Source organism: Pseudomonas sp. NMI760_13 (assembly GCF_021283245.1).
Lineage (GTDB): Bacteria > Pseudomonadota > Gammaproteobacteria > Pseudomonadales > Pseudomonadaceae > Aquipseudomonas > Aquipseudomonas peradeniyensis.
In genome coordinates, this window is the sequence record NZ_JAJSRC010000005.1 from 34035 (window position 1) to 50576 (window position 16542).

Annotated in this window: 16 protein-coding genes and 1 pseudogene; 2 read left to right on the forward strand and 15 right to left on the reverse strand. The window is 67.6% G+C overall.

All coding sequences use genetic code 11. The annotated features are described in order from the left end of the window. Positions 1–217: 217 nt before the first annotated feature. The 7 genes and pseudogenes from LU671_RS06985 to LU671_RS07015 all read right to left on the reverse strand — a co-directional run bounded on the left by LU671_RS06985 (position 218) and on the right by LU671_RS07015 (position 7140). On the reverse strand, positions 218–859 hold the full coding sequence (locus LU671_RS06985) for a SurA N-terminal domain-containing protein (RefSeq protein ID WP_232855125.1): 642 nt from the start codon (positions 857–859) through the stop codon (positions 218–220). Between the two features lie 21 nt (positions 860–880). After that, positions 881–2449, reverse strand: a complete 1569-nt coding sequence (locus LU671_RS06990) for a cytochrome c/ABC transporter substrate-binding protein (RefSeq protein WP_232855126.1) — start codon at positions 2447–2449, stop codon at positions 881–883. Positions 2450–2532: 83 nt separating this feature from the next. Beyond that, positions 2533–3189, reverse strand: coding sequence for an SCO family protein (locus tag LU671_RS06995; RefSeq protein WP_203646732.1), 657 nt, complete (start codon positions 3187–3189; stop codon positions 2533–2535). Then, on the reverse strand, positions 3186–3839 hold the full coding sequence (locus LU671_RS07000) for an SCO family protein (RefSeq protein WP_203646734.1): 654 nt from the start codon (positions 3837–3839) through the stop codon (positions 3186–3188). The genes LU671_RS06995 and LU671_RS07000 overlap by 4 nt, the downstream gene beginning before the upstream one ends. Beyond that, entirely contained in the window at positions 3836–5815 is a 1980-nt protein-coding gene (locus LU671_RS07005; RefSeq protein WP_232855127.1) for a cytochrome D1 domain-containing protein, read from the reverse strand. Before LU671_RS07005 ends, LU671_RS07000 begins: the two co-directional genes overlap by 4 nt. Before the next feature lie 359 nt (positions 5816–6174). Continuing rightward, a pseudogene (locus tag LU671_RS07010) lies at positions 6175–6249 on the reverse strand (DUF3077 domain-containing protein); the annotation flags it as partial. 69 nt (positions 6250–6318) lie between these two features. After that, positions 6319–7140, reverse strand: coding sequence for a shikimate 5-dehydrogenase (locus tag LU671_RS07015; protein ID WP_232855128.1), 822 nt, complete (start codon positions 7138–7140; stop codon positions 6319–6321). 164 nt (positions 7141–7304) lie between these two features. On the opposite strand from LU671_RS07015, the gene LU671_RS07020 reads away from it, so the two are divergent. Both LU671_RS07020 and LU671_RS07025 read left to right on the forward strand, forming a co-directional pair. Next, positions 7305–7649, forward strand: coding sequence for a hypothetical protein (locus LU671_RS07020; protein ID WP_232855130.1), 345 nt, complete (start codon positions 7305–7307; stop codon positions 7647–7649). Between the two features lie 102 nt (positions 7650–7751). Next, positions 7752–7934: a hypothetical protein gene (locus tag LU671_RS07025; protein WP_203646739.1), complete on the forward strand. Its 183-nt coding sequence runs from the start codon at positions 7752–7754 to the stop codon at positions 7932–7934. Between the two features lie 68 nt (positions 7935–8002). Here the strand turns inward: LU671_RS07025 and LU671_RS07030 are convergent, their stop codons facing one another. From LU671_RS07030 to benC, 8 genes are all read right to left on the reverse strand, one after another. Continuing rightward, positions 8003–9061 (reverse strand): metal-dependent hydrolase, encoded by a 1059-nt coding sequence (locus LU671_RS07030; RefSeq protein ID WP_232855131.1) that lies wholly within the window; start codon positions 9059–9061, stop codon positions 8003–8005. Between the two features lie 75 nt (positions 9062–9136). After that, positions 9137–10387, reverse strand: a complete 1251-nt coding sequence (locus LU671_RS07035; RefSeq protein WP_232855132.1) for an OprD family porin — start codon at positions 10385–10387, stop codon at positions 9137–9139. Positions 10388–10579: 192 nt separating this feature from the next. Beyond that, on the reverse strand, positions 10580–11494 hold the full coding sequence (catA, locus tag LU671_RS07040) for a catechol 1,2-dioxygenase (protein WP_232855133.1): 915 nt from the start codon (positions 11492–11494) through the stop codon (positions 10580–10582). Positions 11495–11529: 35 nt separating this feature from the next. Beyond that, entirely contained in the window at positions 11530–11820 is a 291-nt protein-coding gene (gene catC, locus LU671_RS07045; protein WP_203646744.1) for a muconolactone Delta-isomerase, read from the reverse strand. A gap of 144 nt (positions 11821–11964) precedes the next feature. Then, positions 11965–13086 carry a muconate cycloisomerase family protein gene (locus tag LU671_RS07050; protein ID WP_232855139.1) on the reverse strand — a complete coding sequence of 374 codons (1122 nt, stop codon included), beginning with the start codon at positions 13084–13086 and terminating at the stop codon, positions 11965–11967. 29 nt (positions 13087–13115) lie between these two features. Beyond that, positions 13116–14450: an MFS transporter gene (locus LU671_RS07055; RefSeq protein WP_232855140.1), complete on the reverse strand. Its 1335-nt coding sequence runs from the start codon at positions 14448–14450 to the stop codon at positions 13116–13118. Between the two features lie 55 nt (positions 14451–14505). Continuing rightward, entirely contained in the window at positions 14506–15267 is a 762-nt protein-coding gene (locus tag LU671_RS07060) for a 1,6-dihydroxycyclohexa-2,4-diene-1-carboxylate dehydrogenase (RefSeq protein ID WP_050705109.1), read from the reverse strand. Between the two features lie 202 nt (positions 15268–15469). Further along, positions 15470–16480: a benzoate 1,2-dioxygenase electron transfer component BenC gene (gene benC, locus LU671_RS07065; protein ID WP_232855141.1), complete on the reverse strand. Its 1011-nt coding sequence runs from the start codon at positions 16478–16480 to the stop codon at positions 15470–15472. Between the last annotated feature and the right edge of the window lie 62 nt (positions 16481–16542).

The following is a 16542-nucleotide window of genomic DNA, read 5'->3' on the forward strand; positions in this document are numbered from 1 at the left end:
GTTTCCCGGTCTGCGAAGTGCGGCCTTGTAGAGGCTTGAGCAGGCTTCGTGCCAGGCATGAAAAGTCATTGCGCACCGCTTTCAAGTCATTGATATCGTTGTTGCTTTCAATCCACTTCAAGCCGTGCCGGCAGGCCGTCCCCCCACAACCGGGGAAGCTGATGGCACTTTGCCTTTGGGGCATTCCCCAACAGTGGGGGAACGCCCTGGCGCGGCTTCAATCGGCGCGCTCCACTGTAGCGGAATCACGCAAACGTTGGCGCACCGCTTGACGCGCCTGGGCCTGCAATTGCGCGACGAGCGCTGCCCTGGCCAGGCGCAGGCCGTGTTCAGGTAAGACAGAAGTATTATCACTTTGGTTCTGCATCCCTTGCAGTCTTTGCCGATTGGCCTGATGGAAGGCCGCGACCTCGGCTTCGCTGGGCTCGACCACCGCCGTCAGCCGGGCGTAGACCTGCTGGGCGGCCATCTCCTGACGAGTGTAGTCAGCGAAGCTGCGCCGATCGAAGCCCGCCTCCTCCAGGCGGCGCTCGAACACCGCGGGGCTGCCGAAGGCCGCCTCCACCTCGCCGATTCGAGCCGTCAGCTGCGCCTCGCTGATCTCGACGCCCTGGCGCTTGGCCTCCTGCCATAGCAGCTCCTTGTCGATCAGTTCATCCAGGGCCTGCTCGCGCAGGCGCTGGTAAAGGTTGGGGTTGCGGATGCTCGCCACCGCCCGCCCCTGGGCCTGCAGGTATTCGCTGAAATAGCGCTCCAGGCGCAGCACGCCGATGTCCACGCCATTGACCCGCGCCGCCGGCGTGTCGGCGTGGCTTGCCAGGGCAAGCAGTGACAGCAGGCAGGCAATCAGTACACGCATGGTCATCCACTCCTGAAGGGATCATGGTGAGTCCGGTACCGGACGATACGGCGCCACCTCGACATAGCCCGGCCCCGGCAGGCTCACCACCACCACGTGGGCGCCGGCCATGCCCTGGCGGCGCCCAGGGCCGAAGCCCAGCAACGGCGTCAGCCCGGTCTCGACGTCATGCAACTGTTCCAGGGCGCCGAGCAGTTGTTCACGGCTGGCGTCGCGCCCCACCTGTTTCAGGGCTTCGACCAGCAACTGCCAGGCGCACAGCGTGCTCACCTGCAGCGACGCCTGGCGCGGTTCCAGCCCCTGGCGCTGCTGCACGCCGGCCAGGGTAGCCCGGCCCCTCGCGGTCCAGTCGCCAGGCACGAACGGATAGGCCAGCAGCACGCGTCGCGACCAGGCCGGTGCCAGCCCCGGCACGGCACCGGCCACCTGGCTCGACGCGGCCATCAGGTATGGGTTGCGTCCGCCGGCCTGCAGGCTGGCGGCCAGCTCGGCAAACGCCTGGGCGCGCCCCAGGAAGACGATGCCCTCGCCCGCCAGCGCCTGGCCGGTGAACGCTTGCGCGGATACGCCAGGAAAGCCCAACTGGCGCAAGCGCTGCTGTACAACCTGCGCCGCCTCGGCCTGGTCGTCACCGGCGTAGATCACCTGCACGGCATCGGCTGCCAGGCCAAGGCTGTCGCGGGCATGCAAGGCCACGCTGAGCAATTGCTCGGGCACGCCCGGCAAAGGGTCGAACACCTGCGCGCTGCCGCCACTGCGCGGCGTGGCGCCGATCAGCGGCAGGCCCGCTTGTGCCAACTGACGACTGTCGAGCAGCGGTGCCACGGGCGCGATCAGGGCGAAAACCCGCTCGCGCTGGATCAGCTGGTCCAGCGCCTGTGCGGTACTGGCTGGATCCGGCCCTGGGTCCAGCGCGATCAGCTGCAGTCGACGGCCATGGATGCCCCCCGCCTGGTTCAGCTGAGCGACACCATCCTCCAGCACCGCCCGCACCGTCCGCCCGGCCTCGGCCAGCGGGCCCTGTTCGGGCAGCAAGGTACCGAGGCGCAGGCTGCCCTCCTCCACGCCCGGGTCGCGGTCTTCGCCCAGGCGCTTGAGGTAGGCCGCCAGGTTGCGCTGGTCGGCCAGGCTCAGCTCGAAGCGTGGCATGGCCGGGTCCAGGTGGTTGCCGGCGGGATCGACGCCGCTGCGCACAACCCGCGCCAGGCTGGCTTCGGTATAGGCCGGGTAGCGTCGGTTGTTGACCTCGCGATCACCTGGGCCGAGGGCCAGGCGCTGCCAGTCCAGGCTCGGCGGTCGCACCCCGCCCTCACTGCGGCCGCGCCCGTCGTTGCCGTGGCAACTGGCGCAGGGCAGCACGCTGGCCGGCACGCTCATGTCAGCGGGGCCGACCCGGGCCAGCAACTGGGCGTCGCTGCTGGAGAGGCCTTCGCGGTAGAGGCGTTTGCCCGCTTGTTCGTGGTCGGTGAGGTCCAGGGCCAGGGCTGGGGTGCATAGCAGCACCAGCCACAGTGCCCCTGTAGGAGCGGCCTTGTGCCGCGATCGGGCGCGCAGCGGCCGCCATGACAGGCGATGGGGTATATCAGGCATATCGGCGTCGCCTGATTTACGGCCGCTTCGCGCCCGATCGCGGCACAAGGCCGCTCCTACAGGGGTCGGTAAGTACATGGTAGTCACCGCCCCGCCAGCGGTTGCGCCAGCAGCTGCATGCGCTGGGCGATTGCCGCCGGTGGCGCGTCCGGGCGGATCTTGCTCCAGCGCTTGCCTGCCACATCACCGGCGATCAACTGCGTCGAATGCTGCTCGGGGCTGGGCAGGAACTGCCCCAGGCGCCCGAGCACCAGGTCGACGCTGGCCTTGTCGCCGGTGAGGAACAGCCAGTTCGGCCCGTCCACCCCTTGCTTGCGGGCAAACGCCTTGAGCACCTCGGGCGTGTCGTTCAGCGGATCGCTGCTCACCGAGACGAAGGTCACCTGCGCCGCAAGCTCGGCGCCCATGGCTTCGCGCACCTCGCGCAACTTGCGGGTGATCAGCGGGCAGGCATCGTTGCAGTGGGTGAAGATCACGTTGAGCATCACCACCTTGTCCTTGAGCACATCGCTGTAGAAGCGCAGTTCGCGGCCGTCCTGGTCCTTGAGCACGGTGTCGGTGAACCAGGTCTGCGCATCGCGGGTACCGCCGCCGCTAACCATGGGCTGCGGCGCAGGTTGCGGTGCCGGCGCGTGGCCCTCGTGGGCGAACGCGACCGAAGCGAGGATCCACAGGCAGCCGCCGAGCACCAGCCAGTCGAGGCTGCGCATGCCGGCATGGCGGGAGGTCTGCGCGCTCATGGCCGCACCTCCTGGCCGGCGATGGCCGTGCTCTTGGCGTGCACCCGGCGCGCGCTCAGGCGGTTGATCTCGCCGATCAACACGTTGGGGTCGGTGAAGCCGTAGTAGCGCGTCCAGTGCCCGCTGCGACCGTCCCCGACCAGGATCAGCGGCGGGTGCTCGCTGAGGTTGGCGCTGAAGCTGCCCAGCCCCTTGAGCGTCTCGCTGATGGCATAGGGCGAACCGGTCAGCCAGCTCCACCCCGGCCCGTGCTGGAACGCCCGGGCATAGCCGGCCAGGCGTTTCGAGTCGTCGCGCTGCGGGTCGACGCTGATCGATACCAGGCGGATCTCCTCGCCCACCCGCCCACCCAACTGCTGCTGGACCTTGCTCATGATCGACGAGACCACCGGGCACACCGTGGTACAGCTGGTGTAGATGAAGCCCATGACCACCAGGTGATCGCCCACCAGGTCTTGCTCCAGACGCACTGGCATGCCGTCCTGGTCCAGCAGCGCCACGTCGGCGAAGCGCACGCTGGCTTTCTCCTGGCGTGCGGCCGGGGGTTGCTCGGGCTGGCCGCCGTGATCGTGGCCGGCGTGGGCCAGGGCCAGGTTGCTGGCCAGCAGCAGGCTCAGGCCCAGCAGTTTTCCGCCATGCAGACGCGTCATCGCACACTCCTGGCTTCCCCTTGGGAAGTACTGGGCTTTGCTGCGGCCGGCAGGACGCGCAGGCTGGTGTAGTTGTCTTCGGTGAAGGCGCGCCCGAGGCTGGGCGACTGCACGTGCAGGTACCAGGCGCCGGCCTCGGCCAGCTCCAGCGGTGCCTGGTAGAGCCCGTCGCCCACCTCGACCAGCGCCACGTCACGCGGCAGCGACGAAGGCGCCAGGAAGTAGCGCAGGCTCAGGTCATCGAGCCCCTGGCGCGGCTTGCCGTCCTCGCCGAGGATGCGTACCTGGGCCATGTAGGGCGCGTGCTGCTGCAACGGCCGCGCGGTGCCGATGAACTCGGCATGGGCCCGCTTGCGCAGGCTCGACTGCGGCAGCGCCGCGACCTCGGTGCTGAAGCAGTGGATGATCTGCGGCTGGTTGAGCAGGAACGCCACGTCGAAGGTGCCGGCCGCCGGCAGCTTGACCGTCGAGCCATACACCCCCGGCGCCACCTCGCGCAGGCTGCGATCGACGACCAGCGCGGCGCGGGCCTGGTGGCCGCGGTTGTTGTAGCCCGACATCGGTGCGTTCATGCCCTCGGCGTAGAAGTAGGTGGTGTTGTCCACCGGGTTGACCACGAACACCGAGTTGTCGTCGCGGGAGATGCTCACCCCCTGGGCCAGCGGCAGGTCGCCGGCCTGGCGCGGCGCCGCCGAGCCGGCCTCGAAGCCCTGGACGATCGGCGTGCGCCCCTGCCCGAGGCTTGCCAGGTTGATCATGCTCACCTTCGGTGAGGCCAGGCCGCGCACGTAGGCGTAGGCCTTAGTAAAGGTCAGCTGGTAAGGCTCGGCGGCCACCGGGATGCGGTGGATCAGCTGGTCGGTACTGGCATCTATCACCAGCGCCTGGTTCTCCAGGGTATTGAGCACCACGCCGTAGCGGCCATCGTGGCTGAAGCGCATCGGCCCCAGGCCCTGCTCGGCCTTGACCGTATGGCGCAGGCTATGGCTGCGCGCATCGATCACCCGCACCGAGCCCTCCTGGCCATCGACCACATACACCGCCTGCGACAAGGGCGAGTACGCCACCGACAGCGGATGCGGGCCGACTTCGAGGGTCTTCACCAGACGCATCTGGGCGGTGTCGATGACGCTCAGGGTGCCGCCGTCGCGGTTGCTGACGAAGGCGAAACGCGAATCGGCGCTGAAGGCGATCTCGTGGTGGCCGGAGCCGGTGACGAACGACTTGAGCTTGGTGCGGCTGGGCACGTCGATCACCGTTACCCCGCCCTTGGCCGGGTCCTGGCTGTTGTTGCCCACCCACAGCAGGCGCTGGTCGGGTTGCAGCGCCACCCGCAGCGGCTGCTCGCCGGCCTCCAGGGTGGCCACGCGGGTGAAGGTCTCGGTGTCGATCAGCGCCACCTGGTTGCGTTCGGGCATGGACACGAACACCTGCTTGTCATCGCCGGTGGCCACCCAGTCCATGGGCCGCCCCGGCAGGTCGATGCGCGCCAGGGTGCTGGTGACCCCGCCCACCGACACGGTCGGGTCGATCACGGTCAGGCTCGCGTCCTTGTTCAGCACCAGCAGGAAGTAGCTGTTCAGGTCGAGCAAAGGGCGAGCGCCGATGCTGCTCTTGAGGAACAACGCCACTCGCGCCTTGCAGCTGCTGTCGCGGTCGCCGACCGGCGCCGACTGCGCGGGGTCGAGCCAGGCACCGGGGGCCATGCCCGACAAGGGCTGGCCGCTGGTCTGGTCGCTGACCTTGAAGCGGATGTTGGCAAAATCCCCCTCGCGCAGCTCCCCCCCGCTCAGGGGGCGGGCCTCGAACTCCACGGTCACGCCATCGCGGTTGAGGGTATGCAGGGCTTGGGGGTCGGCGGCTTCCTGCAGCAGCTCGCGGGGGTCGCACCAGAGCTTTTCGTAGGCGACGCCAAGGCCGATCAGCGCCGTGCCCAGCAGCAGGCCCAGGTAGGCTGGGCGCAGCTTGCGGTTCATGCCCGCGCTCCGCTGGCACGGGTGGGCGCGCACGGGGCAGCGCCTTCGAGCGGGATGACCATGCTGCACCTCCACGGGGCTCAAGGGTTCTGTGGAGGGTGGAAGCAAGCGTTATGCCATCAATAAAAGTGTTTTGAATCAGTGTGTTGGAGAAACAAGTGGAGAATACTGGGGAGGCTGCCCCAAAGACGGGGGCGCTTTGCGCCGCTTTTCAAGGCTTTGCGGTTTTCAAGATTGCCGGGGTCGCTTTGCGACCCTTTCGCGGCACAAGGCCGCTCCTACAGAGGATCGCGCGCCCCTGTAGGAGCGGCCTTGTGCCGCGAAAGGGCTGCAAGGCAGCCCCGGCGATTACAAGCCGGGCCCAGTTCGGCATCGTCCATCAACGCCTTGGCCAGGGCACTGAGATAGTGAGCGGCCCAGACCATGCGTGGGTCGCTCTCCACCACCCCGACCAGGGTCAGAAGAAAGCGATTAAGTCTGATGTTTCTGGGCAAGGTTTCAGGTCAGATCTCCCGGGCATGCGCCACTGCCGCCGCCACCTGCTCGGCCGTCGGCCGCACCCCGGTATACAGCACGAACTGCTCCAGCGCCTGCAACGCGATGACATCGAGCCCGGTGATCACCGGTTTGCCCAGCGCCTCGGCGGCGCGGATCAAGGGCGTGCGCACGGGCATGGCCACCACGTCGAATACCTGCTGCGCCGCCGCGATGGCGGTTTCGCTGAACGCCAACTGCTCGGCTTCAGGCCCTCCTGCCATGCCGATCGGCGTGACATTGACCAGCATCGGCGGACACCGGTCGCCCAGGTCCGGCAACCAGCGGTACCCGCAGGTGTCCGCCAACTGCCGCCCGGCTTGCTCGTTGCGGGCGACGATGGTGCCCTCACGGAATCCTGCGTCCCGCAGCGCACTGGCCACCGCCTTGGCCATGCCGCCGCTGCCGCGCAGGGCGAACGCGGTGCTCGGATCGACCTCATGCCGGGTCAACAGTTGGCGCACCGCCAGGTAGTCGGTGTTGTAGGCCTTGAGATGGCCATCGGTGTTGACCAGGGTGTTCACCGAGGCGATGGCCGCGGCGGACGGATCGAGCTCGTCCACCAGCGCCAGGCACGCCTCCTTGTACGGCATCGACACGCCGCAGCCACGGATGCCCAGGGCGCGGATGCCGGCCACGGCGGCGGGCAGGTCATGGGTGGTCATGGCCTTGTAGTAGTAATCCAGCCCGAGCTGGCGGTAGAGGTGGTTGTGAAAGCGCACGCCGAACGTCCCGGGGCGCCCTGCCAGGGAGATGCACAGCACCGTGTCCCGGCTCGGAGAATGGCTCATCGCGGTTCCTCTGTCATGTGGCTGAATCGATTTTTCCAGCGTACCAGACCCTGCCGCCGATCGCCCCTTACACAACCTTTACCCTTTGCCGGCACGCACTTTACCGTGGCTGCGGTCATAGTTATCAGGCCCCGTGCGTGGGGTTGTCTTGCGAGGTGTTCGCCATGAAGCGTTTCATCCCCGGAATCGCCCTGCTGGTCGGTGCGCTGGCCATCAGCGGGCAGGCATCGGCCCATGGTGGCGGCTGGTATGGCCCGGGGCCAGTGATCGGCGCGGCGGTAGTGGGCGCGGTGGTCGGGGCGGCGGTATCGGGCGGCCACGACCGTACCGTCTATGTCGAGCGCCAGCCGGCCTACTACCCGCCGCCACCGGTCTACGTGCAGGCGCCACCGCCGCCGGTCTACTACCAGCCCTACGTGGTCGGGCGCTATGTCCCCGCCCCGCCGCCACCGGTGTACCGTCGCTACTACGGCCCGCCACCGGTGTACTACGGTCCGCCACGCTGGTAAGGGGGCATAGTTGATAAAAGCAATGACCACTATCGAGGACATTGATTTCAAACCCTGAGGGCATCTGCGTAAGGTGGGGCCATGTTCGAGAGGAGATACACCATGGCCCCGATCCAGATCATGTCCGTTGTCGGCAGCGCGGTACCCAGCAGCCTGCGCCAACAAGGCCTGCTGGCCTGCTGGTACCTGTTGCGCAACGGTGAAACCATCAGCGGCCCATTGACCAGCCGCCGCTCGGCCGAGACCCTGGCCGACCGCCTGCTCGGCGAGACGTTCGCCGCCTGACCCCGAATTTGTTGTGCGTTGCTCCCTACGCCTCTTGTTGCCCGCCGTCATGGCGGGCTTTTTTTGCCTCACAAGTGCCCGGAGCCCGGCGTCGCCCATGCCGCCAAAGGCAGCGGCGGTTGCTGCTCGAGGATGCGACGCCAGATCAAGGCCAACCTGCCGCCATCGAACAGGGACGCGGCTCCGCCACCGATCCAGCCCCGGGGCTGGGAGACCGCCCATTGTCCGGCAGCGTCACGCCGGGCCATCTCGAAGCGGAAACTGTAGCTACCAGGCATGCCCATGCGCAGGTCGGTGACCACCAGCGAGTCGCCGATGATGTCGTAGCGCAACCAGTCATCGGTGAACCAGCGCAGCCGCTCGTGTAACGCGGCTCCCGCCAGTATCCCGGCCGTCTCCAGGTTGCGCGACTGACGCAGCATCTCGGGCGGCTCGCGATCAAACCAGCTGCTCACGCCCTCGTAGTAGTCGCCCTCCGGGGTTTTCGCCAGCACTCGCCAGATCAGGCTGTTGAAGGCGATGGGCACCGCGCGGACCTCGCTGTTGCTGACGCCTTGCGCCTGCAGGGCCATGGCGAAACGTTGCTCGGCAGCCATCCGCCCAGCCAGGCCGAAGCCCAGGTATGCAGTGCTGAACGCCAGCGCCAGGGACAGCAACACGGTCGCCCTGCCCTTCAGGCCCTTGACCGCCGCATAGCCGACCGCCAGCAACAACGGCACGGTGTATACCGGGTCGATGATGAACACCGCGGCCCAGCTTTCCGGCGTCAGGTGCAAGGGCCAGAACAGCTGGGTACCGTAGACGGTGAACGCGTCGAGAATCGGGTGGGTGACCAGCGCCAGCCAGAAGGCCAGGAACAGCCGGGGCCGGGTGTAGCCCTTGTCCGGCCAGCGCCAGGCGACCAGCCAGGCCAGCAGCAAGGCCAGGCCGGTCAGGACGAAGATCGAATGGGAAAAGCCACGGTGGAAGGTCATCTGCGACACCGGATCGGCGTAGCGGATCACCACATCCAGATCGGGCACGGTGCCAAGGGCGGCGCCGTAGAGCAGCGCACGGCGCCCCTGGAGGCGGCCCAGCACCGTGCCCTGCAGGGCGGCGCCGAGTACGGCTTGGGTGAGTGAGTCCAAAGGGAACGGTTCCTGAGCGAGACCTGCGCAAGCTACCTGCTTCGCCAGTGAATATGCAAATAGCCATCGTGGCAGTCAGAACAGCTGCCAGGTGTACACCAGGATCAAGCGGTTCTCGTCGATGTCGCTGCGATAGTTCGAACGTGCCATGGCGTTGCGCACCCGGATCCCCAGCCCCTTGAACACCCCGCTCTGCACCGCGTAGCCCAGGTCGATGTCGCGCTCGCGATCCCGGCCTTCGAAGCCCTGCCCGGTGTCGACATTGTCGCCAGTGATGTAGCGCACCGTCGCGGTCAACCCGGGGATGCCCAGGGCGGCGAAGTTGTAGTCGTAACGCAGCTGCCAGGAGCGCTCGTCGGTGTAGGCGAACTCGTAGGTCGGCACCTCGTTGCCCAGCGGCGATATGTTGGCGAACACCCGGGAAAACGGGCTGTCGCCGTAGATGCCCTGGTAGCCGACATGAAAGCCGTGCCCGCCACGCCGGGCAGTCAGCAGCGAGAAGAACGCCTGGTTGTCGATCCGCCCCAGCCGCGCGTCGCCCGCCTCGCGGGCGCTGAAGTAGCCGAGGTTGGCGCTGAGCACCCAGTCGCCCACGGGCTTGCTGTGCTTGAGACCCACAAAGCCCTGCCGGTAGATGTCCTGCAGTTGCCCATACCACAGGCTGACACTGCTCTGCCCGGCATTGAACCCGTAGTCGCCGCCCGCATAGTCGAAGGCGTCGCTCTGTACCTGGCGCATGGGCACATGGCCGAGCATGGCGCTCATCCTGTCGTCGCCACCCTCGTTGCGCAGGTGCGTGCTGCCCAGGTGACCGGCCTGCACGGTCAGGCCCTCCAGTTCGGCGGAGCTGAGGCTGATGCCCTGGTAGGTCGGCGGCAGCAGGCGGATATCGCTGAAGGTGAGGACCGGCAGGTTGGGTTGCAGCTCGCCCAGGCGCAGTTCGCTCTTCGACCAGCGCGCCTTGAAGGTCGGCGCCAGGCGGCTGTACTCGGCCGCGGCGCGGCCATCGCCGTGCACCGGCAGCAGCCCGCTGTTGACCCGATCGGGGCTGCTGTCCAGGCGGATGCCCAACAGGCCCAGGGCGTCCACACCAAAACCGACGGTGCCGGGGGTATAGCCGGACTTGAAGTCGAGGATGAAGCCCTGGGCCCACTCCTCGGCCCGGGACTGCCGGTTGGCGCCGACGATGTCGCCGTAGTCGCGGCTGAAATAGTAGTTGCGCGCGCCGAGGCTGGCTTTGGCGTCTTCGAGGAAGCCGCCTTCGGCGGCCAGCAGGGTGGGGCTGAGCAGGGTCAGGCCCAGGACGACGCAAGGGGTGTGGTTCATTCCGAAGCTCTCTGATCTTGTTGTTATGTGATGAAGTGCTGGAACGGGGGTGAAACGCTGGTATGCCCTCCTCCTGGGCATGGCGAAGGCTGCGCCTTCGATCGCGGGGCAAGCCCGCTCCCACGCGGCCCTTGGCAAACCAAAGGGCCACGGTTTGATCTGTGGGAGCGGGCTTGCCCCGCGATGAGGCCCTCAGTCCTGCTGCAAGGCCCGTGGTCTTGCGCTGCGTTGCTCGGCCTCGCTGTCCTGCGCCTGCTGCAGCTGGAAGTCGAAGGTCAGTTCGGCAACCCGCCCCTGCCCGTCGTCGCGCAACACCACCTCGCCCACCAGCTCATCGCGGGTGGCATAGGCGAAGTCGTCCCACAGGTAGCGGTCGCCGGCGAGGTTGATCTGGGTGGTCAGGTGGCGGTAGCCCGGTGCCGAGATGAAGAAGTGAATGTGCGCCGGGCGCTGGCCGTGGCGGCCGAGCAGGTCCAGGCACTCCTGGGTCGGCCCCTGCGGGTCGCAACCGTAGCCCGACGGCACGATCGAACGGGCGCGGTAGCGGCCCTGGGCGTCGGTAACGATGCGTCGACGCAGGTTGTAGGCGGACTGGCTCTGGTCGAAGAACGAGTAGGTGCCCCGGGTGTTGGCGTGCCACAGATCGACCGTGGCGCCGGCCAGTGGCTGGCCCTGCGGGCCGAACACCTGCCCCTCGAGGAACATCACCGTGGCCACGCCCTCCTCGCTGCCATCGTCCATGCGCGCCTCGCCCTCGGTGATCGGCGCGCCCGCCACATACAGCGGGCCTTCGATGGTGCGTGGGGTGCCGCCACCCAGGCCGGCCTGGGCATCCTTGGCGTCCTGCAGCAGGTCGAGGAAGTGCTCCAGGCCCAACCCTGCCACCAGCAAACCGGCCTCGCCGCGTCCGCCGAGGCGGTTGAGGTAATCGACGGCGTGCCAGAACTCGTCCTCGCTGATCTCCAGGTCTTCGATCAGGCGCGCGGCGTCCTGCAGCACCCGCTGGACGATACGCTTGAGGCGCGGACTGCCGTTGTCGTTGTGCAGGCCCGCGGCCTCTTCGAAGAACTGCTGCACCTCAGGGGTATGGGAAATCTTCACGGTCATGATCAGGTACCTCGTGTTGTTCTTGTCGTGTGGGGTCAGCGGTCGTCGGCATGGATCGACGAGGGGTGGCGGCACAGGCCGGCGACCTCGATGTCCATGTAGGGGAACAGCGGCAGTTGCAGCAGGGTGTCGTGCAGCGCCTCGACGCTGGGCACGTCGAACACGCTGTAGTTGGCGTAGTGGCCGGCGATGCGCCACAGGTGCCGCCAGGTGCCCTCGCGCTGCAGGCGCTGGGCCAGTTCCTTTTCATCGGCCTTCAGTTGCGCGGCCTTGGCCGGGTCCATGTCGACCGGCAGTTTCACGGTCATCTTCACGTGGAACAGCATGGCGTCTCTCCTTACGTATGACGGAATCATTCAGGCAGGGACCCTGTGGGAGCGGCTTCAGCCGCGAACACCGGCGCAGCCGGTGCCATCCACCGTGTCGCCTGCTTCGCGGCTGAAGCCGCTCCTACAGGACTGGGTGTTTCTTCAGCGGCGGGCGAAGCGCGACAACCGCGCCTCGTCCAGGGTCAGGCCCAAGCCGGGGGTGGCCGGAACGTGCAGGTGGAAATCGCGGTAGACCGGCCCCTCGCAGACGACGTCCTCGGTCAGCAGCAACGGGCCGAACAGCTCGGTGCCCCAGGTCAGCTGGCGCAGGGTGAGGAAGGCATGGGCCGAGGCCAGGGTGCCCACCGCCCCTTCGAGCATGGTCCCGCCATACAGCGCGATGCCGGCGGCCTCGGCGATCTGCGCGGTGCGCAGCACGGCGCGGGGGCCGCCGTTCTTGGCGATCTTCAGGGCGAAGACGCTTGCCGCGCCCTCGGCGGCCAGGCTGAAGGCGTCCTCCACGCTTTCGATGGACTCGTCGGCCATGATCGGTGCCGGGCTGCGCTGGTTCAGGCGGACCTGGCCGCCACGGTTGATGCGCGAGATCGGCTGCTCGACCAGGTCGACGCCGTTGTCGCCCAGCACCTGGCAGGCGCGGATGGCCTGGGACTCATCCCAGTACTGGTTGACGTCGACCCGCACACTGGCGCGCTCACCCAGTTCGCGCTTGATCGCCAGCACGTGCCTGAGGTCCTGCTCCAGCGGGTTGGCGCCGATCTTCAGCTTGAACAGCCGGTGACGGCGGATCTCCAGCAGGTGCTCGGCCTCGGCGATATCCCGGGCGGTGTCACCGCTGGCCAGGGTCCAGGCCACCTCCAGGCTGTCGCGTACCCGCCCGCCGAGCAGCTCGCTGACCGGCAGCCCCAGGCGCTTGCCCTGGGCGTCGAGCAAGGCCGTCTCGATCGCCGACTTGGCGAAGGTATTGCCCTTGGCCTGCGTGTCCAGCCTGAGCATGGCGGCGTTGATGTTGCCTGCGGGCAGGCCGATCAGTGCCGGCGCCAGGTGCGCGTCGATATTGGCCTTGATGCCCTCGGGGCTTTCGTAGCCATAGGCCAGGCCGCCGATGGTGGTGGCCTCGCCGATGCCCTCGACGCCGTCGCTGCAACGCAGGCGCAGGATCACCAGGGTCTGGCGCTGCATCGTGTGCATGGCCAGCTTGTGCGGGCGGATAGTCGGCAGGTCGACGATGAGCGTCTCCAGCCGGTCGATGGTCGGGCGTGTCATGCAGGCTCCAGTTCAGTCAGGGTGGGGGTTCAGGCCGCCGCGGCCAGGGCGTGCCGCCGGCCGCTGGCCAGGTGCACGGCCATGGCCAGCGCGGCGACGGCGCCGGGGATGGCGAAGGCGATGAAGTTCAGTTGCAGCGGCAGGTTGATGCCCATCAGCGCGCCGCCCAGCAACGGCCCGACGATGGCGCCGTTGCGGCCGATGCCGGAGGCCCAGCCCAGGCCCGTGGAGCGCACCGCCAGGCCATACAGCTGGGCGGCACCGGCATACAGCAGGATCTGCGTGCCGATGGTGGTGGCGCCGGCGATGAAGATCAGCAGGTACAGCACCGGCATCGGGCTGTTCACCCCCAGCAGGCTGATCGACAGCGCGGCGGCGAGGAAGAACGCCACCTTGACCTTGACCAGGTTGTAGCGGTCGCCCAGCCAGCCGCCGAGAATCGCCCCGGCCATGCCGCCGAAGTTCAGCACCAGCAGGAACGACAAGCTCGAGCCGAGGCTGTAGCCGGCGCTGGCCATCAGCTTGGGCAGCCAGGAGCTGAGGGCGTAGACCATCAGCAGGCAGCAGAAGAACGCCAGCCACAGGGCCAGGGTGCGGATCGCCAGGCCGTTGCGGAACAGTTCGAGCACTGATGAGGCTTTACCGGCATCGCGGGGCAAGCCCGCCCCCACGACCAGGTCATCGTGCTCGGTGACACCGCAATCGGGGTCGAGGCGCTTGAGCAACTGGCGCGCTTCATCGACGCGGCCCTGGCGCACCAGGAAGCCGATGGACTCCGGCAGGTAGAACAGGATCACCGGCAGGAACAGCAGCGGTACGGCGGCAGCGAAGAACATCGACTCCCAACCGAAGCGCGGCAGCAGGAGGATGCCGATGCCCGCCGAGAGCATGCCGCCCAGCGAGTAGCCGCTGAACATGATCGCCACCAGGGTGCTGCGCAGGCGCTTGGGCGCGTACTCGTTCATCAGCGCCACGGCGTTGGGCATCAGCCCGCCACAGCCGAGGCCGGCAAAGAAACGATAGAGGCCGAACTCGCTGGGGCTGCTGGCGAAGCCGTTGAGGATGGTCGCCCCCGAGAACAGCGCGAAGCACAGGGCGATGCCCTTCTTGCGCCCGATGCGGTCGGCCAGGCTGCCGAACGCCAGGGCGCCGAACATCATGCCGAACAGCGCGTAGCTGCCCAGGGCGCCGGCCTGCAGCGGGGTCAGCGCCCACTCCTGCATGATCACCGGCAGCACCACGCCGTAGATGAACAGGTCGTAGCCGTCGAAGATCAGCAGCAGGCCGCACCAGGCCATGACCCTCCAGTGGAAGGGGGTGAAGCGGGCATTGTCGATGATCGCGTGGACGTCGAGTGTTCGCATGGCATCTGTCTCCGTTGTTCTTGTTGTGTGCAGAGAAACCTTGCCGGGGCGGCCTTCAGCCGAGGTCGCCACCGCCCACCGGCAGGGTCACGCCGGTGATGTACGAGGCCTCGTCAGAAGCCAGGAAGAGGATCGCGCCGACCTGCTCGTCGAGGCTGCCATAGCGTTTCATCAGGCTGCTGGACAGGGTCTGGTCGACGATCTGCTGGTACCAGGCCCGCTCCTGGGCGCTCTGCTCGGCCTCGTTGCGCGGAATGCGCCGCGGTGGCGCCTCAGTGCCGCCGGGAGCGGTGGCGTTGACCCGGATGCCGCGCCCGGCGGTTTCGAAGGCCAGGCACGCGGTGAGCGCGTTGACGCCGCCCTTGGCCGCGCCGTAAGGCACGCGGTTGACGCCCCGGGTGGCGATGGACGAGACGTTGACGATGGCGCCGCTGCCGCGTTCGAGCATGTACGGCAGCGCGGCGTGGCAGCACCACAGGGTGGGAAACAGCGAGCGGCGCACCTCGGCCTCGATCTGCTCGACCTGGTAATGCTCGAAGGGCTTGGCCCAGATGGTGCCGCCGACGTTGTTGACCAGGATGTCGAGGCGGCCGAAGGTCTCGACGGCGCGGGCCATGACCTGGGCGCAGTCGGCATGCCGTTCGAGGTCGGCGGTGAGGGTCAGCACGCCCTCGCCCGCCAGTTCGTGGACCAGTTCGGAGCGGTCCACCGCCACCACCTGCGCGCCCTCGGCCTTGAGCCGCCAGCACACGGCGCGGCCGATGCCCTGGGCGGCGCCGGTGACCAGGGCGACTTTGCCTTGGAATCGGTTGTTCATGTAGATCTCCTGCTTGATCCGGAAATGCCGGGAGGGCTCCGCCCTCCATCGCGGCACAAGGCCGCTCCTACAGAAAAGCGCGATCCCTTGTAGGAGCGGCCTTGTGCCGCGAAAGGGCCGCAACGCGGCCCCGGCGCTCTCGAAATTCATGGATAAAAAGAGGCCACCCCACCCGCACGATGCAGGCAGCCCCATAAAAGCTTCAGGCCGCCGCCGCGAACTTCTCGTAGTAGAAATTGGCCGGGGTGATGCCCTGCTCACGGATGTACTGGCTGACCGCCTCGACCATCGGCGGCGGGCCGCACAGGTACACATCGACATCGCCGTCATTGAGGTGGCGTGGCTCGATGTGCTGGGTGACGTAGCCCTTTTGCGGGTACTGGCTATCGGGGTTGGCCACACAGGCGCTGAAGGTGAAGTTGGGAATACGCGCGGCCAGGGCTTGCAGGCGATCCAGTTCGACCAGGTCGAAGTCGTTGGTCACCCCGTACACAAGGTGCAACGGATGCGCGCTGCCCTGCTCGGCGATCTTCTCCAGCATTGCGGTGAATGGCGCGAGGCCTGTGCCGCCGGCCAGCAGCAGCAAGGGGCGCTGGATCGGCCGCAGGTAGAAACTGCCCAACGGGCCTGCCAGACTCATGCTGTCGCCAGCCTTGGCCAGTTGAGTGAGGAAGCTGCTCATCAGCCCGCCCGGCACATTGCGGATCAGGAAGCTGACTTCGCCGTCCTTGGGCAGCGAACTGAACGAGTAGGCACGGCTCTGCTCGCTGCCCGGCACCTTGAGGTTGACGTACTGCCCTGGCAGGAACGCCAGGCGGCTGAGCGCCTCGCCCTTGATCGACAGGGCGATGGTGCTGGCCGACAGCTGGCGCACGTCGCTGATGGCCGCTTCAAAGCTGGCCTGCTCGGTCTTGCACAGTTGCGACGAAGCCGGGATGCGCACCACGCAGTCGCTTTCGGCGCGCATCTGGCAGGTCAGCACGTACCCCTGGGCGATTTCCTCCTCGCTCAGGGCGTCCTCGATGAAGTTGTCGCCCAACGCGTATTGCCCGGACTCGGCCTTGCACTTGCAGGTGCCGCAGGCGCCGTCGCGGCAGTCCAGCGGGATGTTGATGCCCTGGCGGTAGGCGGCGTCGGCCACGGTCTCGTGGCCGGCGGCCTCGATGAAGCGGGTGACCCCGTCCTCGAAATTCAGTGCGATCTGGTAGCTCATGGTGCACCTCGCGGGCGAGCCTGGGCGCGGCGCGCCCTCAGGCACACCGACAGGCTCGGCGG